Below are 22,397 nucleotides of genomic sequence, written 5' to 3' on the forward strand. Positions count from 1 at the left end.
CGCTCTCGCGGGGTGCAAGGTGCCGGTGTGTGGGAGATGGCTCTCCCCACCAGCGGCTTTTAACTCAGGAATTTCCGCCTGAGCGTGGTTTGGGCCGGGGAACCGGGCCGGTGGCAACCTCCAGGGGGGCGGCTGTTTCTCCAGCTGCGGGCAAGCTTTGGCCAGCCACTGCGGCCGCCATGTCCCTGGAAGATATCTTGGATGTGGAGCCCGTCACCAGATCATCGCCTGCCGGCTGGCTGGCAATCTGGGTGTCGAGAAACTCATAAACAATCCGGGCGCCATCTCTGGCCCGGCTGCCAATGGCTGTCAGGGCATTGCCGCCCGTCTCGCAGGCATCGGCATTGCGGGCGCAAAAGCCGCCAATGTCGGACACTGTGGCCTGAGCCGCCAGGAAGGCGGACACTGGATCTACAGCGGCGTTTTGCGGTTCTGTGGTGCCTTCTTCCGAGCCAAGAGGAATCAGAACCAGCACCAAGGTGAGCCAGAAGGCCGTCCTCAGAAGAAAGAACATGTTGCTACCCATTCAGTCTGTTCAAAGCCCGTGCTCCTTTTGGCGGAACACTTGTTATGAGCACAATCTAGCAAACAGATGAGAATGCCTGGTTGAGCGGGAAGATTGGATTTTCGTAAAATGAATCAGGTATTTGACTTAAGTTTTCTGATAATTTGATTCAAATTTTATCTTTCTCCGTAGAACTGCCTGAAAATCTGAGGATTTGAAGTTTTTTCGCCCTTTGGATTCATCCTTTATCCTTCCTTAAGCGCTGAACCTGACAATGCCTGTACAGGAGTTCCTAGCGGAAGAATCCGCGAGTTTCGTGTGGAAGTGTATAGTGCGTAACCTTCTGAAAAAATTGAAAGATTTTGGAAGTCTTTTGGCGGTGCGTGTCGACGGGATGATTCACCCTGAGGCAGCGGCCGATATTTTTCTTGCGCCTTTGCACCGGTCTTTCCTGATCAGTTGTTTTGTCAGTGGTACGGCCGCTCTCTTTATCCTGCCGCTTCATCTGGCGTTTGCAGGTGCGCCCCACGCGGCCACCTTGCTGGTCATGACCTGGATGCTGAGCCAGTGGCCGATTGCTCATTTCCTGTCGCGCACAGGGGCCTTGAACAAGGCAATTGGCCTGTCCTCCGGGTTGTTTGCCTGTTTTGTATCGGCCATCTGCGTGATGAGCGGCGGCGAAAGCTCATTTGCGCTGCTCTGGCTGGTTATCCCGATTGTTGAATCCGCTTTCGCGACCGAGCGGAAGGTAACCCTTGCCATCAGCGGCTTTTGTCTGGCGTTGTTTGCCGGGGTGTGCCTTCTGGCCGGGCAGGTGGCAAGCGTTGTCAACTTGCCGCTGGAGGCGCGCATTGTCGCCTCTTCGGCAGCGCTCTTTTATGCTGGAATGCTGGTTGTGCGCATATCGATGGATCGTGGGCTTGCCCGCCATCTTGTGTCGGCCGCAGAGGTGCGCCGGCAGACGATCTGCAGCAATCTGTCCGAAACGCTTTGCTCCGTCTCGCCCGATGGCCGGATCTCGGTTCTTGGCGGGCCGGTGAAAGAAATGGTCGGTGTCAAGCCGAGCGAGAGTGAGCGGGACTGGCTGTTTCACCGTCTGCATGTAGCTGACCGTCCCCTTTATCTGACCAATCTGGCGGATGTGCGGATGCATGGCGACGTACAAACGTTCGACGTGCGCTTGCGCACCGGATCAGGACGCCCGGGCGATTTGGGCAAGGCCGAGTACGCGGTCTTCTCATTGACCTTGCGCCCCGCAAATTCCGCAGACGGAGAGGAGGAGAGCCGTGAGCGCACGCTTCTTTTGTCTCTGCGTCCGGCGGCTAAGGATATCGGAGAAGCCAGTCTACCGGCTGTTGAGGACAGAACCCGGCGCGGAACAGACACCCGCTGGACCATGATTGAAGAGGCCGGAACAGCTGCGCGGGATCAGCTTGCCGAGATCGTAGACTTGGCTTCCATGGTGGAAGATCAGGAGGAAACCCTCTCCAATGGCAGCCTTCACAGGTCGGTTCAGCGGATCCGCACCGCCGGGAAGAGCAGCGCTGACTCTCTCAATGCGATTCTGGATCTGGTGCCGGAAGCGCCGCTCGCCACCTCGGCTGCTTGTGGCCCGGTGAATGTGCGCACCTGCCTGGACCACAGCAGCAATCTGATTCGCCCGCTCGCAGACCGGCAAGCCGTCGGGCTTGATGTCTCTGCAGCTGATGATTTGCCAGATGCCTTTGCCGAAAAAAAGGCCTTTCGCCAGTCCCTGCACCTGATCTTGTCCGAACTGGTGGAAACCGTTGGGGCAGGGGGGCAGGTCTTTGTCGAAGCGGCTGTGGCAGGCGAGGAGATTGCGGTGCATTTTGACCCGGTCAACCGGTCTTCCAGTTTGCATTGGCATGCGGAAGGGTCGCGATCTGTACTGGATCAGGCGGGGGCTCTTCTGGTAAAGACGGGGGCAACTCTCAAGATCCAATCCGCCCTTGGCCGGGGCGAAAGTGTCCTTGTTCTTGTGCCCGCCAGCCAGAACGGGGCGCGTGGTGAGGCCGGTTCGATGCCGGTCTTTGATCCCGGCCGTCTGGCGGTCCCGGCATAGGCAGCGGCATGGCAAGGAAGTCACAAAAATCCCAGCATCCCAAGCCGGCGGACAGCCTGATGGCACGGGCCGGCCATGCAGCGCTCGATAATCCGGCAGCAGCCGGGGGCAGCGTTGTCATGGTGCTTACGGCCTGTCTGATCGTTGCAAATGCCATCGGCCTGCAGCCGGGCCGGCACCCTGCTCCGTTTTTCAGCACGCGGGACCGCCCGGAGGCCGTGCAGGTGCCTGAACCCAATGGCCGGCGGGGCGCTCTGAAGGTCCAGGAGATTTCGACACTTGTTCTTGATGTGCAGATTTCACTGCGCCGCATCGGGCTCTATGAAGGACCGCTTGACGGGCTGAATGGCCCGGCCACCGAACGGGCCATCCGGGCCTTTGAACGCAAGGCCGGGCGGCCGGAGACCGGCAAGGCGGATGAAGCGCTGCTGGCTCTGGTTCTGATGGAAGGGGACAAACCGGCAGGATCTGCCGTTCCCGTACCACGGATCAAACCGGGCGCTGCGGTTCTGGGGCCGCCGGTCCGCGCCAGACCGGCGAAGGAGATGGGGGCTGCGGACGGTGTTGATGCCGATCCGCAGTTGATGCGCGTTCAAAAGGCCCTCGCCGAACTGGGTTATGGCCCCTTGAAGGCAGACGGGGTGATGGGCGCCAACACGACGGCTGCCATCAAGCGGTTTGAGCTTGACCGGGGCCTGCCCCTGACCGGTCATCTTGGCCCCAAGACCATCCGGCGGCTTGAGGCGCTCAGCGGACAGTCCCTGTCCGGGTGAGCCAGGCCGGAGGGGCCAGATCGGAATGGCCAGATCGGTAGGGTGGGAGCCTTATGCGGGTTACATCGGAGTTTTTCGTCAGCGCGCTGGTGCGCCGGATTTTCGGCGAAGGCGGTTTTGCGGCAGTCTCCAGGCGGGGGGCGGAAGAAGCTGGAGCTGTATTTGTGAGTGTTGACCGGATGGACGGCACCCTTGACCTTTATGGCCCGGCACCGCAAGCCATGTTTACCGAACAGCCTGAGGGACGCCTCTTTGAAAAGGTGCTGGAAGAGGCCGTAGCCGAAGCGGTTCAGGACCGATTGTCCCGTGAAGCCCGCATGGATCCGGACTTCTGGCTTGTGGAGGTCGAGGCCCGGGACGGCCGGATCGACCTGCCGCTGGCACACGAGGACCAGCCGGACGACGATCCGGCGGCCGGGCTGTTCCGCTTCTAGGGTCCTTTTGCGGCTTGGGCGCGCCCGAGATCCATGAGCATAGGACGCAAAAGGCAAATTCAGTGAACCGCGATATGCTTTAAGGCTTGGGCTGGCGCTCCGGTGGTCAGCCTTCGGCCGATCCGCTGCGCCGCCTGGTCTGGCGCAGCTCCTTGCCCCGCTCGGCAAAGGATGGCTGGGCCGTCCCTTTGCGCCCTTTAGCCTCCTGATACTGGGACGAGTGGCGCGGCTGGGCCGTCTGCGGCGCCTGATCATGCAGCATCCACTGGCTCACGAGCGCTTCGGCAGCGCCGTTGCTGAGCGTGCGGTGCATGCGCAGCAGGCCCCGTATATCCATAAGCGGTTTGTCTTCTCCGAGCAGCCTGATCAGGATCGTGGAGGTTTTGCACTCCGGCATGCCAAGGGCTTTGAGGGCAATAATGAGCCCTTCGCCCTGATCACTGCGCATCAAAATGTTGCAGGTTGCCCGTGACAGCCCGAGGCCCTGGGCAAGGCGTTCGGCAAAACGGGGTCTGTCCTGGGTCAGGGCATCGGCGACAAGAGCGTCTTGAATGCGGAGACGGTTGGGTTCGGTTCTCTGCGACATGGGTCCACCTTGGGTCTGGGCCTGTTTCACCAGGCTGGTCAATTCGGCGGCGGCTATGGCCTGTTTTCTCAAGGGGGCCGGCAGATGCAGGAACTGGCCCATCAGACCTTCAGGATGGAGGGCATCCTGACCGGCCAGCTCGAGGCCGAGGGCAGCAATGATGTCGCTGCGCCGGCTGAGCTTGGCCTGATGGGTTTTGGTTAGTTTCACGTCGTCCCGGTCCATAAGGCGCTGGATCACATTGGCTTCGGCGTGATCACACAGGGCGGACAGGACCGATTCGCGCAAAGACGGGCGGCGGGCGACGGCCAGACGGCAGACTTCCGGTCCCGCTTCGGCAACCGACAGAAGGAGATCCACAGAAAGCCTGGGGCTGTTACAAAGCGCTTGCGCTGCGGTCAGCGGGTCTTCATCCCGGGCAAGCTGTTCGTTCAGATCGTCCGGAAGAGCTGGGTGCCCGGCGATCAGATGGGCGATGCGGCGGCGGTGCTCTACCGGGGTCAGCGGCAGCAGATTGCGCGCAAGCTCCAGAAAAACCCGTGTTTCTTCAGGGGTATGGTTCGCACGCCCGACAAAGATTTCCGCTGCAGGCAGCAACACGGGCTGCGCTGAAGAGGAAACGGGGCGGGAGCCGGAAGGAGCTGAAGAAGGCGGCACGGCTGCTTGTGTTCGCTGGTTGTTTCGCATGTCACCCGACTAAAAAATACGAAAGACAGATCGACCGTCGAAAGTTGTTTCCTTCAAATTGCAGGAAAAGCGTTAGCATGCTGTTAACCCTGACAGCTTCCAATGAACCTGCAGGAAGTAATGCGTCGCCCGTTTGACCGTTCCCTCCCGGTAATACGCTGGAAAAGGGAACTGGAACCGAAGGAGGTAGACGATGGGCACTTTGTTGGATTTTGCGTCCGCTCAACGGCCCACTGCGCGTGTGGGCCAGGAGGCCAGACACCGCCAGACGGCGGGCCAGGAAACATTTGGGGAAGTTATCCTCTTTCCAGGCATCCGCTATGAGCATCACGATCTTGATCTTGCCGCGCGAATCGCGACCATCGGACAGGCAGCTGGACCTGCTGGGTCTGACAAGGACTGACGGTCCACGCCTTTCCAGCCGCACCGGGCATCATCCTTGTCCGGGCGTTTGATGATTGCGGTTTGGAGATACGCCCGATGGGCATAGGCGTCACAGCGGTTCTTGGCGGGCCGGGCAAATGTGGACAGAAGCGGCCTTGTGCCCACTCGTCTGCTGTTGTCACGGCTGCCGCTGTCCTGGCTGCCTGCCTCATGCTTGGCGCCTGTGTACGGCCCACCGGTGATTTTGGCCGTGCAGCACCGTCCGTGGTCCATGACGATCTGATGCCGGCCGCCGGCACTGAAGCGGCCCGCCTGCGCGGCGATCCCGTGTCCAAGTTCAACTATACGAATGACGAAAAGCTGCTGCGTGACCGGGGCTGGACGCTGATCCGCCCACCCTGGACCAAGGACTGGATCGGCGGCACGATGGTGGAGTTGTCGCGCACCCGGGTGTTGCCGGAAACGGAAGGGCGGGTGCCGCCCGATCTGTACCTGATCTATCTGCGCTCGGACAAATTCAGCTCCTCCGATGCCCGCTACGACAAGATCGCGGCGGATGCGACCGGTGATGCGGAACTGGTCATGCCCTTTTGCGAGGTCGCTATGCGGGTGCAAAAGGCTGACGATGAACGGCTGCGGGTGCTGCGCAACCGGAAAGTGACCACCGAGGAGACCTATGATGGCGCCAAGGCACGGGTCTGGGAAAACCGGGTCATGGTGAAATGGGTCAGCCAGGCGCTGCGCTACCGCATTGTGGCCTATCAGCGGGCACTGAAGGGGCTTGAGATCGAGACCCCGAGCAAGAACCGGGTCTGGAAGGTCAACAATGCCATCCGGGAGCTGGAAGGGCAGGTGCGGCTGGCCGAGGCACGCTGCGAAACCGCCAGCCGAACGGGCGCACAAAAGCCGGTGCGCAGATCTCGGATCTATACCGGCTGGGGCACGGAGCGCAAGCCCGTTCAAAAATAAGGCTCCTCCCTCCTGTCCCTCCTGACGGGACCATTTGGTTTGCACTTTTCAAGGCGCAGCATTATTGCAAGGGACAGCAACCGGCCGCTGCCGGAAAGTGATGTCAGGAGAGTTCATGTCCCCCCGCGTGTCGCAGCTTGTTCAGGAAGCCCTCAGCCACCAGCATGCCGGGCGTCTTCCTGTGGCCCTGAACATGTTTGAGGAAGTGCTGCGGCTCGACCCGCGTAACCCGCAGGCAAATTTCTCCCTTGGGATCGCCGCCTATCAGGAGGGGCGGATCGGCCTTGCTATCGAACGGCTGCAACTGGCCGCCCGCAAGGCGGCCAAACACCCGCAGGTGCATCAGTTGCTGGGCCTTGCCCTGTTGAATGCGGGTGATCTGGAAGGGGCGCAGGGCGCGCTGAAAAAGGCGGTGTCCCTGGCGCCGCAGCAGGCCGAATTTCAGGCACAGCTCGGGGATGTCTACCGGGCACGGCGTCAGGCGGTCCTGGCGCGCCAAAGCTATGAGCGGGCGCTGAAGCTGGAGCCGGAAAACGGCTATGCCCTTGTCGGAATGGGCCAGCTTGAGGTGAGTGTCGGCAAGATCGAGGAGGCCATCGGCTGGTTTGAAAAGGCGATTGCCTGCAAAAAGGAACTGCCGACCGCCTACCAATGCCTCAGCCTCGCGCGCTCTTTCCAGGACAAACCCGTTGAGCTGGACCAGATTGAAGCGCTGATCGGCGATGGTGTGCCGCGTCCGGGCCCGGATCAGGCCAATCTCCATTGGGCGGCGGGCAAGATCTGCCTGGATATCGGCGAGACCGAACGGGGGCTGGACCACTATCAAAAGGCGCGCACGCTCCATTATCCGGCCTTTGATCTGGCCGCATATGAAGAGCGCATCGCCTTCATGAAAGAGGTGTTCGACACGGCCTATTTCGCAGGCCGGATGGAAATCGGCGACCCCTCGGAAAAGCCGGTGTTCATTTTCGGCCTGCCCCGGTCCGGCACGACCCTGGTGGAACAGATCGTCAGCTGCCATTCGCGCGCAGCTAGTGGCGGCGAAGTCCAGTTTTTCCGCCATCTTCAGGAAGAGCTGGGCTTGAAGGCCAGGCCGGGCCCCGAGCTGGAAACCCGGCTGAAGGACATGGAACCGAAGGAGTTCAAGCGGATCGCGCGCAAATATCTTGGTCTTGTGGACGGGGTCAACCGGCGGGCGGACCGGGTGACCGACAAGATGCCCCATAATTATGAAATGATCTGGCTGATGAGCCTGCTGTTCCCGAAGGCCGCCTTCATTCACTGCGAGCGGTCTGCGGCCGATATCTGTATTTCGCTGCTGTCCCATCCCCTGTCCCCGGCCCATAACTATGCTCAGACCCAGGAAAGCGTCGGCCGCTATTTCCGCAGCTATCATGGGCTGATGGACCACTGGCAGCAGGTCGCGCCGGTCACCATCCATCCGCTGTCCTATGAGGCGCTGGTGGACAACCAGCGCGGGGAAAGCGCGGCCTTGCTGGAACATGCGGGCCTTGACTGGGAAGACGGCTGCCTTGAGTTCTACAAGAGCGACAGCCCGGTCACGACCTTTTCCAACACCCAGGTCCGCCGCCCGATCTTCCGCTCCTCCCTGGAGCGCTGGCGGGGCAAGGAAGCCCATTACCGGGAGCTGTTCGAGGCCCTTGGGCCTTACGCGCCCAAGGCGGGGTGAAAGCGCTCTCCGAAATAGCTTTGCAGTCTGTGCGGCTTTGTCCGGCGCTGCTTGAGGCGTGAACGCACTGAGGTCAGGCCGTGACGGGTTTGTCTGCTAACCGATCGTGCCGCAGGTGGCGGCCTGGAGGGCTGCGTCGATGCTATCAGCCTTGACGGGTGCGGGCACATAGGCGCGCAGCAGGGCAAAGCCGCTGAGCTCTTCCGTTTCGATCACAATCAGATCTTCCAGATTGTCCGGCGGGTTCTCCCGCAGGATCGAGAGCTGCTGCGGTGTCAGCACCAGCATGGACAGGTGATCGGCCCCGGCCGTGCGGTTGTTGAGGCTGTAGACCGCTTCTCCGGCTGCATTGAAAAGCCCGATGGACCAGAAGGAGGTCGGTACTCCGGCATCAAAGAGCACCGGGCCGTCGGTAAGCTGAAAGCGGCAGGTAGCGTGTTTCATGGCCGGATCCAGCCCGGGCAGCGGCTCTTGTCCGGGGTTCACATCGGGCAGGAGGTTGAACTGCCGGTCCGGGCCATAGCTGGCCACATTGTCATAGGCGCTATGGCGCACATTCAAAGGGATGCTGAGCACCACCAGAATATGGAAAATCGCGGCCAGGCACAGGGTCGCCAGAAGGCCGACGGTCAGGGAAAAACGGGGGGAAAGGGTCACGGGCAGCCCTGCCTTTCAATCTTGGGCAGGGAAATGCCGTCCAGCGCCTCACCGGTGGTGACCGGTGCATCATAGAGCCTGAGCACGAAGCGCAGGCCATCACTTGCGCTGGCATTGGCTTCCAGCGGCAGCCAGTTGCCCGAATGGGGCGCTGCGGCCGCGTTGATCTCAAACGAGCCGTCCGGATTGCGCAACAGGTGCTGGCTGTCCAGATATACCCGTCCGGGCAAGGTGGCGGCCAGATGGCCATTGCCGTCCGTCGCGGTCAAGGTCCACAGCCTTGCCGCCGGGGTCTGGCCCGAGATTGTGTAGATGCAGGTCGGGTCGAGCAGATAGCCCTGATTGTCCTGCCGGGCTTCAAGGGCCAGGCCCTCACCGGAGGCCAGCGGGATCACTGCGCCGCGGGTATAGATGGCCACGGAATAGGGATCGGCCTCGGCGGTGCCTGCCCTTGGATAGGCGCGCCAGGAGCCTATGGTGATCGCATCAAGGGGCTGTTCCCGCTCGATCAGGAGATAGGCGGAACCGATACCGAGTACGCCAGCCGCAGCCACGATCAGCGCCAGAATGAGGAGCGTGCGCGCCGGATGGGGGCGGTAGGGGCGGATGGCATTGGGCAGGTCCTGAATGTGCCAATCCGCTTCGCCATATTGGCGCGGGTCCTGCTGCATGGTCGTTCCGCTCATTGGGCCGCCATGGGTTCGGGTGAGGCCGCCCGCAGGGACGCCGTGTCCGTGACGGCGCGCGCCGGGCCGGGGTCGTTGGCAGCCTTCTTCTGTTCGCTCAGGCGGCGCAGGTCCTGGCCGATCTGCAACAGGATTTTCTGGGTGCGCCGTTTCAGCACCCGGGGCTGCGAAAAGATGGTGGTTTTTGCCGCCACCTGCGCGGCGGCCGGTTTCGCAAGGCGCGGCAGGCTTTCGGCGGGAACGCCGGGCATGGGGGCCAGTTCGATGCCTTTATGGGCGTAGTTCATGTAAAGCTGCCAGGTCATAGCGGGCAGGCTGCCGCCGGTCACGCGCCGTGTGGAGGAAAAGTCGTCATTGCCGACCCAGACCGCTGTTGAGAAATTGCCTGTGTAGCCGACAAACCAGGCATCGCGGTAGGCGTTGGTGGTGCCGGTTTTGCCGGCGGCCACGACCCCGTCCAGGCGGGCCCGCCGGGCGGTGCCAGCCTCCACCACATTCACCAGAATGTCATTCATCATTTCCACCTGTTCTTCCGGCAGAACCCGTTTGGGAGTGGCGGTCTCGTCGCGCTCATGCCGGTAGAGAATCTTGCCGTCGCTGTTGCGAACTTCCAGGATGCCATAGGCAGGGGCCGACATGCCTCCATTGGCAAAGGTGGAATAGGCGGAGGCCATATCGATGGCGGTCACTTCCGACGAGCCGATCGGCAGGGAGATGGAATTTTCCAGTTCATGGGTGAGTCCCATCGCATAGGCGGTCTCGATGATTTTTTCCCGGCCGAAATCCAGCGACAGGCGAACCGGGATCGTGTTGATCGATTTGGTCAGGGCGGTTTTCAGCGTCACCGGGCCGCGATAGCTGCGGTTGTAGTTCTTCGGGGACCAGTTGCCGATCCAGACCGGCCGGTCTGGCACGATGCTGGCCGGGGTGTAGCCGTTCAGGAAGGCGGTCATGTAGACAAAGGGCTTGAAGGAGGAGCCGGGCTGGCGCAGGGCATTGACCGCCCGGTTGAACTGACTTTCCCCGTAGGAGCGTCCGCCCACCATAGCCACGACCGCCCCGTCCGGGATCATGGAAATCAGGGCCGCCTCGCTGGCATCGCGCAGTTTGCCATTGTCGCGCAGGATTGTCTCGACGGCCAGATCCGCCTGCCGCTGCAGAGCGGGGTCCAGCGTGGTGCGCACGGTCACGATCCGGTCATGGGCCATGGCAGGGGTGCGGCGGGCCAGTTTCTTGACCTCGTCAAGCGCCCAGTCGAGGAAATATTCGGGCAGCTGGTCCTGGGACCGGTCAACGGCAAGGGCCGGATTGCGGCGGGCGCCGATCACCTGGCCTTCGGTCAGGAAGCCTGCCTGCACCATATTGGTGAGCACTTCATTGGCCCGCGCCCGCGCTGCCGGCAGATTGATATGGGGTGCATATTTGGTCGGGGCCTTGTAAAGCCCGGCCAGCATGGCGCTTTCGGCAAGGGTGAGCTCGCGCACATTCTTGTTGAAATAAAACTTGGAGGCCGCCGTCACCCCAAAGACTCCGCCGCCCATATAGGCCCGGTCCAGATAGAGCTTCAAGATTTCCTGTTTGGTGAGATTGGCCTCCAGCCACAGGGCCAGATAGGCCTCCTTGATCTTGCGGCTGAGGCTGCGCTCATTGCTGAGGAACAGGTTCTTGGCAAGTTGCTGGGTCAGGGTCGAGCCACCCTGGACCACACCGCCTGCCCGTGCGTTCTCCACCATTGCGCGGAACGTGCCGACCCCGTCAATGCCGAAATGGCTGAAAAAGCGCCGGTCTTCCGTGGCCAGTGTCGCCTTGATCAACGAATCGGGAATTTCTTCCAGCGGCACGCTGTCATTGAGCACAATGCCCCTGCGGCCGATTTCCTTGCCGAACCTGTCCAGAAATGTGACCGCAAAGTCGTCTGTTGTTTTCCAGTCCGCATAGCGGGTGGCTTCAAAGGCGGGCTGGGCAAAGGCCAGCACAACAATGAAGCCTGCCAGGCCGAAGGTGAGGGCATCGGACGACAGTTCCGACAGGCCGCGCCAGATGCCCTTGGCCTTGAAACGGCGCAAGAACGAGTCATAGCCTTCAAACAGACGCCGGAGGGCGGAGCCGCTGGTCCATAGGGCCGTGTCGACAAAGGCATCCATGGCCAGGAAGAACCGGCGGACGCGGTGGCGTTTGCCCGCGCCAGCTTGTGGCGAGGTGTCCTCTGCGGCCGTCTGCTGCTCTGTCTCTGGCGCCTTTCCGGCGGCTTCAGTTTTGTGCGGCTCTTCTGTCACGCGAACAGGGTCTCCGGCGGCGCTGGTGTCTCGGTCGGATGAGGGGCCGGTGCGGCCCTGGCAAACTGCCGTCAGACGTATTTCAAACAGCTGCAAATGGCTATTGGAAAAGACATCCGACGGTTAACAGACATGACAGATTGCCGTCAAAGCGTCACCGGAATCTCAAACAGATCCACTGATAAGGGTAGCGTCTTTCACCTTGTATGAAAACAGCTCTTGCGCTGCTGCGCAAAGGGGATTTGAAAGTCATTTTAGCCGCTGCGTGAGGAGAGGGGCGAAACGTCTCTTCATGGTGTGATATTGCCGCCGGTCCCGGAGCATGTTAGGCGCTGCGTGCCGCTTCCGGCTGACATTGGCAATTCTCAGGCATGTGCATGGACCCCGCTTCTGACACAGACCCAGCGCCGCTTCCGTTCTGGAAGACCAAGAGCCTGGACGATATGACTTCCGCAGAATGGGAGTCCCTTTGCGATGGCTGTGCGCGCTGCTGCTTGAACAAGCTGGAAGACTGGGACACGGGCGAGATTGTCTGGACCCAGGTGGCCTGCACGCTTCTGGATGGGGACAGCTGCCGCTGCAAGGACTATGAGAACCGTGCCGCGACCGTGCCGGACTGCATTCAGCTGACCCCGGACGAGGTCAGAACCCTGACTTGGCTGCCGCCGACCTGCGCCTACCGGCTGGTGCGCGAGGGCGAGGATCTTTACTGGTGGCATCCGCTGGTGTCGGGCGATCCGCACACTGTGCATCAGGCCGGTATCTCGGTCTCTGGCCGAACGGTGCCGGAAGATGGCCTGCAGCTGGAAGACTATGAACAGCATGTTGTGAGCTGGCCGGGGGAGCTGCCGGACGAGGGGTAGTTGTGGTCTGCACGGGGCGCTACAGCAGGGTCTAAAGGGGCCGCACCATGTGCGTCCGCCCACCTTGCAGGGTCACCTTGCAGGGCCGGCTTCACTGTGCAAGCGTCATTGTGCAAGCGTCATTGGGCCAGAGTCAGGGCGCTAGCAGCAAAGCCTCCACATGGCGGCGGAGCCTTTGTTCCAGCGCGCCCATGTCGGTCACCTGAAGGCTTTTGCGCAAGATCGCGCCATGGATCATGAAGGCAATCAGCCCATCCATCATTTCCGCTGGGCTGCGGTCCTGCCGCAAGGCCGGCGAGGCTGCGCCGGAGCGCTGCCAAAGCTCCAGAAAAGCCGCCAGTTCCGCATCCAGGGCATCCAGCGTTTCCACAAATTCTTCTGCGCAATTGGGTTTGGTGACCCCAATATTGTCAAGAAACAGGCGCATGATCGCTGGGCTTTCCGTGATCACTTCAATTAGTTGCATCATCCGGGCAATCAGCAGACCGACGGGGTCGGTGGTCTCAGCGGCAGCTGCCGGGAAGACGTCATGGTCCGGGGGAGGTGTTCTCAGCGCGTCCAGCCGGTCGAGCAGGATGTGGGACAACAGACCGTCCATATCGCCGAAATGGGAAAAGACGGTACCTTTGGCAACGCCAGCTTCGGCTGCAACGGCGTCCGCCGTGACCTGATCAAGACCATGTCTTGCGCTCAAGTCCTTTGCGGCCTGCAGCACTTTGGCCCGTGTTGCGATCCTGCGGGCCTGGGGTTTGCGTGTCATGCGTCCTCAAAAATGACCGCGGTCAAAAAAATATTGACCTTAGGGTGTTCTGGTGTCAAAAGATGACCGAGGTCAATTTTTATCTGATCTTCCTTTTTTAAACAAGCGAGTGTGCACATGACACGCATTTTGGTTCTTGACGGACACCCCGCGCAGGGCAGTTTCTGCGGGGCGCTGGCAGGCGAATTTGCTCGGGAAGCGGCCGGTTGCGGCCATGAGGTCCGGGTTCGGCATCTGTTCGAAATGACGTTCAATCCGGATTTTGGAACGTCCGATCTGCATGACGCTCCGGCTCTTGAGCCGGATCTGCAGGAAATCTGGGAAGACATTGTCTGGTGTCAGCATTTCGTGCTGGTCCACCCACTATGGTGGGGCGGGCATCCGGCCAAGCTCAAGGGCCTGTTCGACCGGGTGTTTCTGGCTGGCAAGGCCTATCAATATGTGCCGGGCAAAATGATCCCGGAAAAACTGTTGAAGGGCCGGACGGCGCAGGTTCTGGTCACCGCCGATACGCCGGGCTGGATCTTCCGCTGGATCTACGGGTCAGGCACCCGCAAACAGACGGAAAAGCAGATCCTTGCCTTTTGCGGCCTAAAGCCCAGGGGGTTTGACCTGTTCGCGCCGATCCACAATTCCAGTGAGCAAGCCCGCACCCGAATGCTGGCTCGCGCAGCCCGTCTCGGCCGGAACGCCCCCTGATCTTCAGACAGCTTTTGCTAAAGACCGCTTCCGAGGCCTCCCGGATGGGGGCGGCTGCCTGGCGTATTTGCATTTCAGAATTATTGTTTCAGGAATTTTTACCGGCCGAATTTCTGCTGCCAGGTGGGCACCGGATCGCCCGGAGCCGGGCTGGCATGGTAGATTCCCCGGGCAATGGCCCGGGCCAGGCAGGAAGCGGCGGCGGCGCCGATCTGAACCATATCCTCCAATCCGCTTTCCAGTTTGCGCCGGCCGGTCGACAGGGCAAAGACAAGATCCCCGTCCAGCGGGGTGTGAGCGGGCCACAGGGCTCGGGCCAGCCCGTCATGGGCCATGACGGCGAGACGCTTGGCCTCGCCTTTTGTCAGAACCGCATCGGTCGCCACCGTAGCAATCGTTGTGTTGGCGCCTGCTTTCAGGGCGTCCAGTTTGGTACGCACATCCACCGCATCGCCGGGGAAGGGATGGGCCGTTCCAAGGCCACCGAATTCCGCGTTCTGTTCAAACGGAGCAGCCCAGAAATGGGCGCTGTCGCCGATTGTGGCCCGGCCAAGCGCATTGACCGCCACAACTGCGCCGACTGTCACCCCGTTGCCAAGCACCAGGGAGGCGGACCCAAGGCCGCCTTTCAGATTGGCGGTGGTCGCCCCGGTTCCAGCACCGACTGAGCCCAGCTCAAACGTGCTGGAAATCGCATCAAGGGCCGACCGGCCAAGATCCCGGTAGGGTGCCGCCTGGCCCCAGCTCTTGTCGCCGCCATTGAGCAGGTCGAACAGGATGGCCGTGGGCACGATGGGCACGCGCACCGGGCCGACCTGAAAGCCGTAGCCGAGTTCGGCAAGGCGCCCCTGGACCCCGGCGCCTGCATCCAGCCCGAAAGCGGATCCCCCCGCCAGAACGATGGCGTCGATCTTCTCAACAGTCTGTTCTGGTTCCAGGAGGGCGATTTCCCGTGTTCCGGGTGCACCGCCATGAATGGCCACAGAGGCAACCGCAGGTTCGTCCGGGACCAGCACGGTTGCGCCCGATTTCAGATCCGTGTCCGTGGCATTGCCGAGTTTCAGGCCGGGGACATCGGTGATGAGGTTGCGGGGGCCTGTCATGTCATGGTGTTCCGGAACGGGAAAGGGAAAGAAAAACGTGAACCCGCTTCAGTGTGGGCCGAAGCGGCTCAGCTGTCGAGGCTTTTATAGCCCCGGCGCACATAGAGCAGGGACTGGCCGGGCTCGGTCATGCGCAGGTCCACAACTGTGCCCACAATGATGGAATGGGTGCCCATTTCCGTGACCGAAAACACGTCGCAATCGACACTGAGCCGGGCGCTGTCCAGCGCCGGGCAGCCGGTGGCAAGTTGTGTCCAGCTGGTTTTGGCAAAGCGCGCGGCCATGTCCAGTGTGTCCCGCCCGGCAAAACTGTTGGAAATGTCTTCGTGATCGTGGCCGAGCGTGTTGAGGCAGTAACACCGGTTTTGAAGCACCGCATCATGCATGCGGGTCTGCCGGTTGAGGCAGATCAGAATGCTGGCGGGGTCGTCGCTCACCGAGCACGCTGCAGAAACCGTGGCGCCGAAGCGACCGCCCGGGCCGTCTGTGGTCACCACATGGACAGCCGCAGCAATCCGGCTCATGGCCTCGCGGAAGCTGGCCGTGTCGAGTGGCAGCCGGGTGGTGTTGGAGGTCGGCGTAGACATAAGGTCAGCTCCATCAGCCGGTTCAGCCGGAATCGGCCATGTCTTTGACTTGCAGCCGTAACCTAGTCGCTGCTAGGAGTTCTGCAAAGGGGATAGCGGTCACAATGATGCCGCCGTCCCTAAGTTGTTCCTTCAGGAACAGACTGGTTGGCAAGGAGCGCCGGATGATTTTTCGCCTAGTTGCAGCCCAAGTTGCAACCTTTGTTCTTCTGTGTGCGGGCTGCCTGTTGTCCGGGGCGGCACAGGCTGACATCCGGATTGCGGTTGCCGGGCCGATGACCGGTCAGTTCAAAGAAATCGGCCTGCAGATGCGCGCCGGCGCCGCGCAGGCGGTGGCGGATTTAAACCGGGCCGGCGGCGTCAATGGCGAGCGTCTTGTTCTGGACTTCGCGGACGATGCCTGTGATGAAGACAAGGCGGTGACAGTGGCCAACCAGCTTGTTGGCAAAGGGGTTGTCTTTGTAGCCGGTCATGCCTGTTTCAGGGCGTCTATTCCGGCCAGTGAGGTCTATGCTCAGGCCGGGATCGTGCAGATGTCTCCGGTGACCACCTTGCCCACCTTCACGGATGCACGCCCGGGTGCGGGTGTTTTCCGTCTGGCACCCCGGGATGACCGCCAGGCCGCAGTGGCCGGGGCTTTTCTGGCCAAGCGGTTCGGCACGTCCCGTATTGCAATCCTGAACGATAAGACTGCCTATGGCAAAGGTCTCGCCGATCAGGTCAAGGCCGTGCTCAACGGTTTGGGCGTGTCTGAAAGCCTGGCGCTCGGATTTGACACGGGTGAAAAGGATTACCGCTATATCGTTTCCCAGCTCGCGCTGGAGGCTGTGGACGTGGTGTTTGTTGGCGGCTATGCCGCTGAAACCGGCACGCTCATGCGGGAGATGAACCGGCAGGGCTTGAACATGGTGCTCATGTCCGGGGATGCCATGATGAGCAATGATTTTCCAGACCTCGCCGGACCGGTGGCAGATGGGGCCTTGATGACCTATCCGGTTGATCCGCGGGAGCAGGACGGTGCGGCGGAACTGGTGTCTGCGCTGGAGGCCGAGGGCCGCCCGGCAGACCGCTATGCCCTGACCACTTATGCAGCCATTCAAGCGTGGGCACGGGCGGCCGGCATGGCCGGAGAGACCGGGCTGGAAGCGGTCTCAAAAGCCTTGCGCAGCGGCCCGCTGGAGACGATTCTGGGGCCCGTGACGTTTGACGAAAAGGGAGACAGCAACCTGCCGGACTATGCAGTCTACGAGTGGCAGGACGGAACACCGCGCTTGCTGGACTGATGTTTCCCGTACTCCTGGATTAGCCGCAACGGAGATGCGTTAACCCTTGCTTAAGAAAAGCGGGGTGCCTGGTTCTGTCCCTGGTCCCGTTCGAGTAGGGTTCTCTGCAAAAGGGGACCTGTTATGCGTCGTTTCTCCTGCTGGTTTTGTCTTTTCAGTTCTGTTCTGGGCTGGCTGGCCTTTGGGGGTGTGCCCGGCCTGCCATCTGCTGCGCAGGCGGCCGAGTTGGTCGGCTTTTCAGATCACCGCTTCCGGCCGGGCACGATCGTGATCCGAAATTCTGAAAAGCGGCTTTATTTGGTGCTGCGTGGGCAGCGGGCGATCCGCTACCGGGTTGCCGTTGGCAAGCCGCGCAAGGCCTGGACCGGGACAGCGCGGATCACGGCCAAATATGTCGCGCCGGACTGGTCTCCGTCTGAGGAGGTGCGCCGGGACTTTCCGCATTTGCCGAAGAGGATTGCGGGTGGCGCCCCCAACAATCCCATGGGTGCGGCTGCCATGACGCTCTCCAACGGCAATTACGCTATTCACGGCACCAACCGGCCCGGCTCCATCGGGCGGGCGGTGTCTTATGGCTGCATCCGCATGGCGAACCGGGACATCAAGGATCTCTTTCAGCGGGTTGGCGTGCGCACGCAGGTTGTGGCTCTGCCCTAAACGGGCAAGGCTCAGCGTCTCGGATCGCCGCTGAGACAGCTTGCCGCATTTAGTTTCGAAAAGTTGAAACTATTGTCTGTCCCGGGCCCGGTGCGGCCCGCTTCAAAGATCCCGCCGGTCTCATGTGCCCCAACACCGGACCGGCGGGGTTTTCCTTAGGTCTTTCGATGGACGGCTGCTCTTCAGATACATCTTGCGACAAAACCGGCCGGGTCCTGGCACAGATCTGCGACAGGCTGCGGGTATGATTTCCACTGACCGCAGGGCGCGGCAGCGGGCGAGGAAAACAGGGGCGCGGCATGATAGAGAGTTTGAAAAGGGGTAGGTCGTCGAAGGCCTTCATCTGGCTGTTGCTGGCCCTGTCATCCATTCCCATGGTTCTGGCTTTGACATCCGGCGCAATTTCGGAAGACGGGCGTCCGGCGAGCGAATTCCTCCTGCATCCAACCGGCGAGTTCGCAGCCAGATTCATGATCATCTGCATGATCATTTCTCCGGTCCGGTTGCTCTTTCCCAAAAGCAGTTTCTGGCTCTGGATGCTGCGCCGCCGGCGGTATTTCGGCGTGGCGGCCTTTGGATATGCGGCGCTGCACACCGTTCTCTATGTGATCGACAGCGGGTCCTTGTCCGCCATGCTGACGGAGGCGCTGTTGTTCGGTATCTGGACCGGCTGGCTGGCCTTTTTCATCTTTCTGCCGCTTGCGCTTACATCCAACGACTTTTCCGTCCGTGTGCTGGGCCGCCGCTGGAAGAAGCTGCAGCAACTGGTCTATCTGGCGGCCATTGCGACGCTGCTGCACTGGATTTTCGTGCACAACCACTTTGGTGCGGCCCTTGTGCATTTTGTGCCGCTGGCCCTTTTGGAAGCTTACCGGATCTACAGAACGTTTTTGTCAGGTTCTGCTGCTGCCGCGTAAGTTCCCATGGGGCAGCTTGACCATGGGCATGGAAAAGCCCAATGCGGTTGCAAACGCCAATCCACAAACCTGTTGCTTTCAAGCTGGCTGGGCTGGAGCTGGAAGGTAGCGCATCCATTTCTTGGCAATGGCCTGATCGAGGTCGATGCCCCGGTCATCGCAAAACAGCAAAAGATGGGCGAACAGATCGGCGGTTTCGTTTGCCAGCTCGGCCTTGAGGTCCGATGCCGTTTTTCCGTCAGATCTTGCTCTGCCCCGGCATTTGAGATCGGCAGCAGCCAGTTCGCCGAGTTCTTCCGTCAGTTTTTCAAGATACCAGGCAGCGTCCCGCTCAATCCCGAACTTCTGTGCGTAAGTGTTTGAGACCGTTTGGACAATGTCCTGAAAATCCGAAAGCGTTTTTCCGTTCAAGTTAGTCTCTCCTGCCTGTCTAGAGCATCGTGCGATAAGTTTGTACCATTTGATGCTGGAAAGCAGATCATCCGGGAAGGCGCTTCGCGCAGCGCGATGCGGTGTATCGGGCAAGCGACGCAACGCTGCCGATGGGCTGCTTTCCATCACCCGAGGGGCCGGTCTGCTTTGCCCGCTGACATCGTTGGATCGCACTTGTGGTGGGAAACACCAAGGCGCGCGATCCGCCTCCTCAGCAAACAAAGCAGATCCGGTCAAATGGTGCAAACTTATCGCACGATGCTCTAAAGCCAATCTTTGGGCGCTTTGGGCGCTGTTTGCTGCCGCGTTCCAGCCAGCGCATCGGCAAGATCGGAGACCGCGTCGAGGGAATGGGCTGCACGGAAGTCGTCCACATGAGGCAGCATGGCGCGGATGCCCTTGGCCTTGGCTTCGAAACCACCGAAGCGCAGCAGCGGGTTGAGCCAGATCAGATGGCGGCAGGACCGGTGAAGCCGGTCCATTTCCCGCGCAAGATCCTCATCGGTGTCCCGTTCCAGGCCGTCGGTGATCAGGAGCACGGTGGGTTTGCCGGACAGGACCCGGCGCGACCAGTGCAGGTTGAAGTCCCGCAAGGCCGAGGCGATCCGGGTGCCGCCGGACCAGTCCGCCACCCCGTCGGAGCAGGCCGCCAGCGCCTCGTCCGGATCTTTCATGCGCAACTGCCGGCTGACATTGGTGAGCCGTGTGCCGAACAGGAAAGTGTGCACGTCCCGCCGGTCGGCGGTCACCCCATGCAGAAAATGCAGCAACAGGCGTGAATACTGGCTCATGGACCCGGAAATGTCGCACAAGGCCACCAGCGGCGGGCGCTTTTCCATTGGTTTGCGGAATTTCAGGTCAATGATCCCACCGCCCGCCCGGAGGGACGCGCGCAAGGTCCGGCGCGGATCAACCCGCCCGCGTGGCGCTGCTTTCAAGCGCCTGAGGCGGATCTTGTCCTGGGGCAGGGCCATTGCCCGCAAGGCCCGTTTGGCGGCCGCGACTTCGTCCGCCGTCATCTGGGCGAAATCCTTGGTTTGCAATAGTTCCTTGCCAGACACGGTGAATTTGGCATCCACTTCGATCTCCGGCACAGTTTCTTCCGCGGTCCGCTCCTTGGCCGCTTCGAAGGCTTGCGACACGCGGGTCTGGCCGGCCTTGGGCTTTTCCGGGGCGCCGCGCGGCGGGGCAACCGGCGACAGGATGGCGAGCATCTTTTCGATCAAGCCCCGGCTTTGCCAGTAGATGCGGAAGGCCTCGTCAAACAGAACCTTCTGCTCGCGTTTGCGCACAAAGACCGCATGCAGGGTCCAGTAAAGGTCGTCGCGGCTGGTAATGCCGGAGACTTCCACCGCCTGCACCGCATCCACGACCGACGCCGGGCCAACGGGAACCCCCGCCTTGCGCAGGGTGCGGGCGAAATAGACAATATTGTCGATAATGCGGGAGCGCATGCGCTCAGACCGCCGGCATCGGCTGCTGGACAGAGCGGGCGCCCTCCTTGCGGAGCTCCTCGACCATCTGGTGCACTTTCGAGCCGCGTACCCGCTCTATATCGTCCTGGTATTTCAAAAGAACCCCGAGCGTGTCGGAAGCCATATCCGGGTCGAGGGCCAGTTCGTTCAGCTCCGACAGGGCGGTGGCCCAGTCGAGGGTTTCAGCGACACCGGGCTGCTTGAAGAGATCTTCTTCGGCGCGCAGTCTCTGGACGAAGGCAACGACCTCTTCGGCCAGGCGCTCGGCGGCACCGGGCACCTTGCGGCGGACGATTTCCAGCTCCTGCTCCGCATCCGGATAATCGACCCAGTGATAGAGGCACCGGCGTTTCAGGGCGTCATGGATTTCCCGGGTCCGGTTTGTGGTGATGATTACGATGGGCGGTTCTGCAGCCTTGATCGTTCCAAGCTCCGGGATCGTGACCTGATTGTCCGCCAGCACTTCCAGAAGGAAGGCTTCAAAGGCTTCATCAGCCCGGTCCAGTTCATCGATCAGGAACACCGGCGGTCCGGCAGGAGACGGCTCCAGCGCCTGAAGCACCGGCCGCTTGATCAGGAAACGCTCGTCAAAGATCGATCTGGACAGGTTCTGGTGACTGGTGTCTCCGGAGGCTTCCGACACGCGGATCTCGATCATCTGGGCCTGATAGTTCCATTCATAAACGGCGGCGGCAATGTCGAGGCCCTCATAACATTGCAGCCGGATCAGGTCCCGGCCGAGCGTGCCCGACAGCACCTTGGCGATTTCCGTCTTGCCGACCCCGGCTTCGCCTTCCAAAAACAGGGGGCGGCGCATCTTGAGGGCAAGATGCAGGACCGTGGCCAGGGACCTATCTGCGACATAGCCCGCCTGATCCATCAGTTGAAGCGTATCGTCAATGGACGCGGGAAGGGGGGACGGGCTCATGAAACCTCCGGTAGGGTCTGCTTTTGAAGGACCATACAGGTGCTGCGCAGGCAAGGACAGTCCTGTTGCGCCCCATCTTGCGGTACACTGCAGTGCTGCACACTGCGTGATCCTCCTAATGGGCAGGGGGACCGGAACCATCTATAAAACGCTGCGTGATTCAAGGGAAGGAGAGGCCCGTGGCAACAGGCCCCAGCATTTTGGCGGCGTTGGTTCTGGTGATGGCTTGCGGCACGTCGCTGGCTTCTGACGGCGCGTATCCATCCGATCCGCTAAGTCTAGCCTCCGGGTTGGAACTGGCCGAAATCCATTGTGCGGCCTGCCACGCGGTCGGCGCCAGCGGCAGCAGCCCAAATGCCGGCGCACCCGCCTTCCGGGATCTGTCCAAACGCTATCCGTTGGAAAGTCTGGAAGAGCCTCTGGCAGAGGGGATCGTGACCGCCCATGACACGATGCCGGAATTTGCCTTTGAACCAGAAGACATTGACGTGTTTTTAGGGTATCTCACCTCCATTCAATCCCGCTGACTTCCCCACTGGCATGGGGGCCGTCCCTGAAACGGGTCTTGTTAGCAGGCTTAGTATAGTGCTGCTAAAGTTTTGTTTTTGAACAGAATTTGCTCAATAGTCGGGTTTGGTTAACCGGAATTCCGTGACACTCTTTCTTTGCAACGAAGAAAGGATCGGAATGACGACCATCTCAGACTTCGAAAAGCGGCTGCTCGGTTATGGATTGCTGACGGCCGAAATTCTCTACCGGCTGCCCGACCATCCCAAACTTCTGCAAAGTTTCCTTTGGCAAACAGAAGATCTGGCGCCGAAATTTCCGGAACTCACCCGGTTTCTCTCTTTCTGGGAGCGGGAGATTGAAGGACGGATCCATTCGGTGCGCATTGCCCATCAAAATCTGATCGAACCGGTTGATTTCCGCTATGCGGATGGGGAAATTCTGGTGCACTGACGG

At 61.0% G+C, this 22,397-nt stretch carries 24 protein-coding genes; 13 read left to right on the plus strand and 11 right to left on the minus strand.

Annotated elements, in window-relative coordinates:
• Positions 1-64 precede the first annotated feature (64 nt).
• Complete coding sequence (locus ACXAH0_RS09230; RefSeq protein WP_475190523.1) at positions 65-514, minus strand: DUF5330 domain-containing protein; 450 nt, start codon at positions 512-514, stop codon at positions 65-67.
• Between the two features lie 385 nt (positions 515-899).
• Between ACXAH0_RS09230 and ACXAH0_RS09235 the strand changes: the two genes are divergently transcribed.
• From ACXAH0_RS09235 to ACXAH0_RS09245, 3 genes are read left to right on the plus strand one after another with little or no spacing between them, the layout of a single operon-like run.
• A complete protein-coding gene (locus ACXAH0_RS09235) occupies positions 900-2,588 on the plus strand; it encodes an ATP-binding protein (RefSeq protein ID WP_475190526.1) in 1,689 nt (562 codons plus the stop codon).
• Between the two features lie 8 nt (positions 2,589-2,596).
• Positions 2,597-3,361, plus strand: coding sequence for a peptidoglycan-binding domain-containing protein (locus ACXAH0_RS09240; protein ID WP_475174497.1), 765 nt, complete (start codon positions 2,597-2,599; stop codon positions 3,359-3,361).
• A 53-nt stretch (positions 3,362-3,414) separates the two neighbouring features.
• Positions 3,415-3,795, plus strand: coding sequence for a DUF1491 family protein (locus tag ACXAH0_RS09245; protein ID WP_475190531.1), 381 nt, complete (start codon positions 3,415-3,417; stop codon positions 3,793-3,795).
• Between the two features lie 106 nt (positions 3,796-3,901).
• Here ACXAH0_RS09245 and ACXAH0_RS09250 read toward each other — a convergent pair whose 3' ends face one another.
• Positions 3,902-4,981: a DUF2336 domain-containing protein gene (locus ACXAH0_RS09250; RefSeq protein ID WP_475190533.1), complete on the minus strand. Its 1,080-nt coding sequence runs from the start codon at positions 4,979-4,981 to the stop codon at positions 3,902-3,904.
• A 280-nt stretch (positions 4,982-5,261) separates the two neighbouring features.
• Here ACXAH0_RS09250 and ACXAH0_RS09255 point away from each other — a divergent pair, with 280 nt between their 5' ends.
• From ACXAH0_RS09255 to ACXAH0_RS09265, 3 genes are all read left to right on the plus strand, one after another.
• Positions 5,262-5,471, plus strand: a complete 210-nt coding sequence (locus ACXAH0_RS09255; protein ID WP_475174501.1) for a hypothetical protein — start codon at positions 5,262-5,264, stop codon at positions 5,469-5,471.
• Positions 5,472-5,548: 77 nt separating this feature from the next.
• Positions 5,549-6,421, plus strand: a complete 873-nt coding sequence (locus ACXAH0_RS09260; RefSeq protein ID WP_475190538.1) for a hypothetical protein — start codon at positions 5,549-5,551, stop codon at positions 6,419-6,421.
• Positions 6,422-6,536: 115 nt separating this feature from the next.
• Positions 6,537-8,111, plus strand: coding sequence for a tetratricopeptide repeat-containing sulfotransferase family protein (locus ACXAH0_RS09265; RefSeq protein WP_475190540.1), 1,575 nt, complete (start codon positions 6,537-6,539; stop codon positions 8,109-8,111).
• A gap of 96 nt (positions 8,112-8,207) precedes the next feature.
• Here the strand turns inward: ACXAH0_RS09265 and ACXAH0_RS09270 are convergent, their stop codons facing one another.
• From ACXAH0_RS09270 to ACXAH0_RS09280, 3 genes are read right to left on the minus strand one after another with little or no spacing between them, the layout of a single operon-like run.
• Positions 8,208-8,768, minus strand: coding sequence for a DUF1254 domain-containing protein (locus tag ACXAH0_RS09270; protein ID WP_475190542.1), 561 nt, complete (start codon positions 8,766-8,768; stop codon positions 8,208-8,210).
• A complete protein-coding gene (locus tag ACXAH0_RS09275; protein ID WP_475190545.1) occupies positions 8,765-9,454 on the minus strand; it encodes a DUF1214 domain-containing protein in 690 nt (229 codons plus the stop codon). Before ACXAH0_RS09275 ends, ACXAH0_RS09270 begins: the two co-directional genes overlap by 4 nt.
• Complete coding sequence (locus ACXAH0_RS09280; RefSeq protein ID WP_475174608.1) at positions 9,451-11,598, minus strand: transglycosylase domain-containing protein; 2,148 nt, start codon at positions 11,596-11,598, stop codon at positions 9,451-9,453. Before ACXAH0_RS09280 ends, ACXAH0_RS09275 begins: the two co-directional genes overlap by 4 nt.
• A gap of 509 nt (positions 11,599-12,107) precedes the next feature.
• Here ACXAH0_RS09280 and ACXAH0_RS09285 point away from each other — a divergent pair.
• Complete coding sequence (locus ACXAH0_RS09285) at positions 12,108-12,593, plus strand: YcgN family cysteine cluster protein (RefSeq protein WP_475190547.1); 486 nt, start codon at positions 12,108-12,110, stop codon at positions 12,591-12,593.
• 133 nt (positions 12,594-12,726) lie between these two features.
• Here the strand turns inward: ACXAH0_RS09285 and ACXAH0_RS09290 are convergent, their stop codons facing one another.
• Complete coding sequence (locus ACXAH0_RS09290) at positions 12,727-13,353, minus strand: TetR/AcrR family transcriptional regulator (protein WP_475174513.1); 627 nt, start codon at positions 13,351-13,353, stop codon at positions 12,727-12,729.
• 117 nt (positions 13,354-13,470) lie between these two features.
• On the opposite strand from ACXAH0_RS09290, the gene ACXAH0_RS09295 reads away from it, so the two are divergent.
• Positions 13,471-14,052, plus strand: a complete 582-nt coding sequence (locus ACXAH0_RS09295) for an NAD(P)H-dependent oxidoreductase (protein WP_475174515.1) — start codon at positions 13,471-13,473, stop codon at positions 14,050-14,052.
• Positions 14,053-14,150: 98 nt separating this feature from the next.
• On the opposite strand, the gene ACXAH0_RS09300 is transcribed toward ACXAH0_RS09295, so the two are convergent.
• Positions 14,151-15,155, minus strand: coding sequence for a P1 family peptidase (locus ACXAH0_RS09300; RefSeq protein ID WP_475174516.1), 1,005 nt, complete (start codon positions 15,153-15,155; stop codon positions 14,151-14,153).
• A 68-nt stretch (positions 15,156-15,223) separates the two neighbouring features.
• Positions 15,224-15,742 (minus strand): flavin reductase, encoded by a 519-nt coding sequence (locus ACXAH0_RS09305; protein ID WP_475174519.1) that lies wholly within the window; start codon positions 15,740-15,742, stop codon positions 15,224-15,226.
• A 164-nt stretch (positions 15,743-15,906) separates the two neighbouring features.
• Between ACXAH0_RS09305 and ACXAH0_RS09310 the strand changes: the two genes are divergently transcribed.
• The 3 genes from ACXAH0_RS09310 (at position 15,907) to ACXAH0_RS09320 (ending at position 18,599) form a co-directional block, all read left to right on the plus strand.
• Positions 15,907-17,025 (plus strand): branched-chain amino acid ABC transporter substrate-binding protein, encoded by a 1,119-nt coding sequence (locus tag ACXAH0_RS09310; RefSeq protein ID WP_475190550.1) that lies wholly within the window; start codon positions 15,907-15,909, stop codon positions 17,023-17,025.
• 123 nt (positions 17,026-17,148) lie between these two features.
• Positions 17,149-17,682, plus strand: coding sequence for a L,D-transpeptidase (locus ACXAH0_RS09315; RefSeq protein WP_475174521.1), 534 nt, complete (start codon positions 17,149-17,151; stop codon positions 17,680-17,682).
• A 299-nt stretch (positions 17,683-17,981) separates the two neighbouring features.
• On the plus strand, positions 17,982-18,599 hold the full coding sequence (locus ACXAH0_RS09320) for a protein-methionine-sulfoxide reductase heme-binding subunit MsrQ (protein WP_475190553.1): 618 nt from the start codon (positions 17,982-17,984) through the stop codon (positions 18,597-18,599).
• Between the two features lie 78 nt (positions 18,600-18,677).
• On the opposite strand, the gene ACXAH0_RS09325 is transcribed toward ACXAH0_RS09320, so the two are convergent.
• From ACXAH0_RS09325 to ACXAH0_RS09335, 3 genes are all read right to left on the minus strand, one after another.
• Positions 18,678-19,010 (minus strand): pyrophosphohydrolase domain-containing protein, encoded by a 333-nt coding sequence (locus tag ACXAH0_RS09325; protein ID WP_475190555.1) that lies wholly within the window; start codon positions 19,008-19,010, stop codon positions 18,678-18,680.
• Between the two features lie 284 nt (positions 19,011-19,294).
• Complete coding sequence (locus tag ACXAH0_RS09330; protein WP_475190558.1) at positions 19,295-20,485, minus strand: vWA domain-containing protein; 1,191 nt, start codon at positions 20,483-20,485, stop codon at positions 19,295-19,297.
• A 4-nt stretch (positions 20,486-20,489) separates the two neighbouring features.
• A complete protein-coding gene (locus ACXAH0_RS09335; protein ID WP_475190563.1) occupies positions 20,490-21,434 on the minus strand; it encodes an AAA family ATPase in 945 nt (314 codons plus the stop codon).
• A 179-nt stretch (positions 21,435-21,613) separates the two neighbouring features.
• Here ACXAH0_RS09335 and ACXAH0_RS09340 point away from each other — a divergent pair, with 179 nt between their 5' ends.
• Both ACXAH0_RS09340 and ACXAH0_RS09345 read left to right on the plus strand, forming a co-directional pair.
• Entirely contained in the window at positions 21,614-21,961 is a 348-nt protein-coding gene (locus tag ACXAH0_RS09340) for a c-type cytochrome (protein WP_475174533.1), read from the plus strand.
• 160 nt (positions 21,962-22,121) lie between these two features.
• Positions 22,122-22,394 carry an usg protein gene (locus ACXAH0_RS09345; protein ID WP_475174536.1) on the plus strand — a complete coding sequence of 91 codons (273 nt, stop codon included), beginning with the start codon at positions 22,122-22,124 and terminating at the stop codon, positions 22,392-22,394.
• The last annotated feature ends 3 nt before the right edge of the window (positions 22,395-22,397 follow it).

This window comes from Roseibium sp. AWQ4_290 (genome assembly GCF_056160985.1).

Coding starts and splice junctions, on each gene's coding strand:
- ACXAH0_RS09335 (WP_475190563.1), bottom strand. CDS start 21,434: ATGAGCCCGTCCCCCCTTCCCGCGTCCATTGACGATACGCTTCAACTG.
- ACXAH0_RS09290 (WP_475174513.1), bottom strand. CDS start 13,353: ATGACACGCAAACCCCAGGCCCGCAGGATCGCAACACGGGCCAAAGTG.
- ACXAH0_RS09275 (WP_475190545.1), bottom strand. CDS start 9,454: ATGAGCGGAACGACCATGCAGCAGGACCCGCGCCAATATGGCGAAGCG.
- ACXAH0_RS09305 (WP_475174519.1), bottom strand. CDS start 15,742: ATGTCTACGCCGACCTCCAACACCACCCGGCTGCCACTCGACACGGCC.
- ACXAH0_RS09320 (WP_475190553.1), top strand. CDS start 17,982: ATGATAGAGAGTTTGAAAAGGGGTAGGTCGTCGAAGGCCTTCATCTGG.
- ACXAH0_RS09260 (WP_475190538.1), top strand. CDS start 5,549: ATGGGCATAGGCGTCACAGCGGTTCTTGGCGGGCCGGGCAAATGTGGA.
- ACXAH0_RS09240 (WP_475174497.1), top strand. CDS start 2,597: ATGGCAAGGAAGTCACAAAAATCCCAGCATCCCAAGCCGGCGGACAGC.
- ACXAH0_RS09295 (WP_475174515.1), top strand. CDS start 13,471: ATGACACGCATTTTGGTTCTTGACGGACACCCCGCGCAGGGCAGTTTC.
- ACXAH0_RS09280 (WP_475174608.1), bottom strand. CDS start 11,598: ATGGATGCCTTTGTCGACACGGCCCTATGGACCAGCGGCTCCGCCCTC.
- ACXAH0_RS09245 (WP_475190531.1), top strand. CDS start 3,415: ATGCGGGTTACATCGGAGTTTTTCGTCAGCGCGCTGGTGCGCCGGATT.
- ACXAH0_RS09315 (WP_475174521.1), top strand. CDS start 17,149: ATGCGTCGTTTCTCCTGCTGGTTTTGTCTTTTCAGTTCTGTTCTGGGC.
- ACXAH0_RS09235 (WP_475190526.1), top strand. CDS start 900: ATGATTCACCCTGAGGCAGCGGCCGATATTTTTCTTGCGCCTTTGCAC.
- ACXAH0_RS09265 (WP_475190540.1), top strand. CDS start 6,537: ATGTCCCCCCGCGTGTCGCAGCTTGTTCAGGAAGCCCTCAGCCACCAG.
- ACXAH0_RS09300 (WP_475174516.1), bottom strand. CDS start 15,155: ATGACAGGCCCCCGCAACCTCATCACCGATGTCCCCGGCCTGAAACTC.
- ACXAH0_RS09255 (WP_475174501.1), top strand. CDS start 5,262: ATGGGCACTTTGTTGGATTTTGCGTCCGCTCAACGGCCCACTGCGCGT.
- ACXAH0_RS09345 (WP_475174536.1), top strand. CDS start 22,122: ATGACGACCATCTCAGACTTCGAAAAGCGGCTGCTCGGTTATGGATTG.
- ACXAH0_RS09330 (WP_475190558.1), bottom strand. CDS start 20,485: ATGCGCTCCCGCATTATCGACAATATTGTCTATTTCGCCCGCACCCTG.
- ACXAH0_RS09285 (WP_475190547.1), top strand. CDS start 12,108: ATGGACCCCGCTTCTGACACAGACCCAGCGCCGCTTCCGTTCTGGAAG.
- ACXAH0_RS09310 (WP_475190550.1), top strand. CDS start 15,907: ATGATTTTTCGCCTAGTTGCAGCCCAAGTTGCAACCTTTGTTCTTCTG.
- ACXAH0_RS09230 (WP_475190523.1), bottom strand. CDS start 514: ATGTTCTTTCTTCTGAGGACGGCCTTCTGGCTCACCTTGGTGCTGGTT.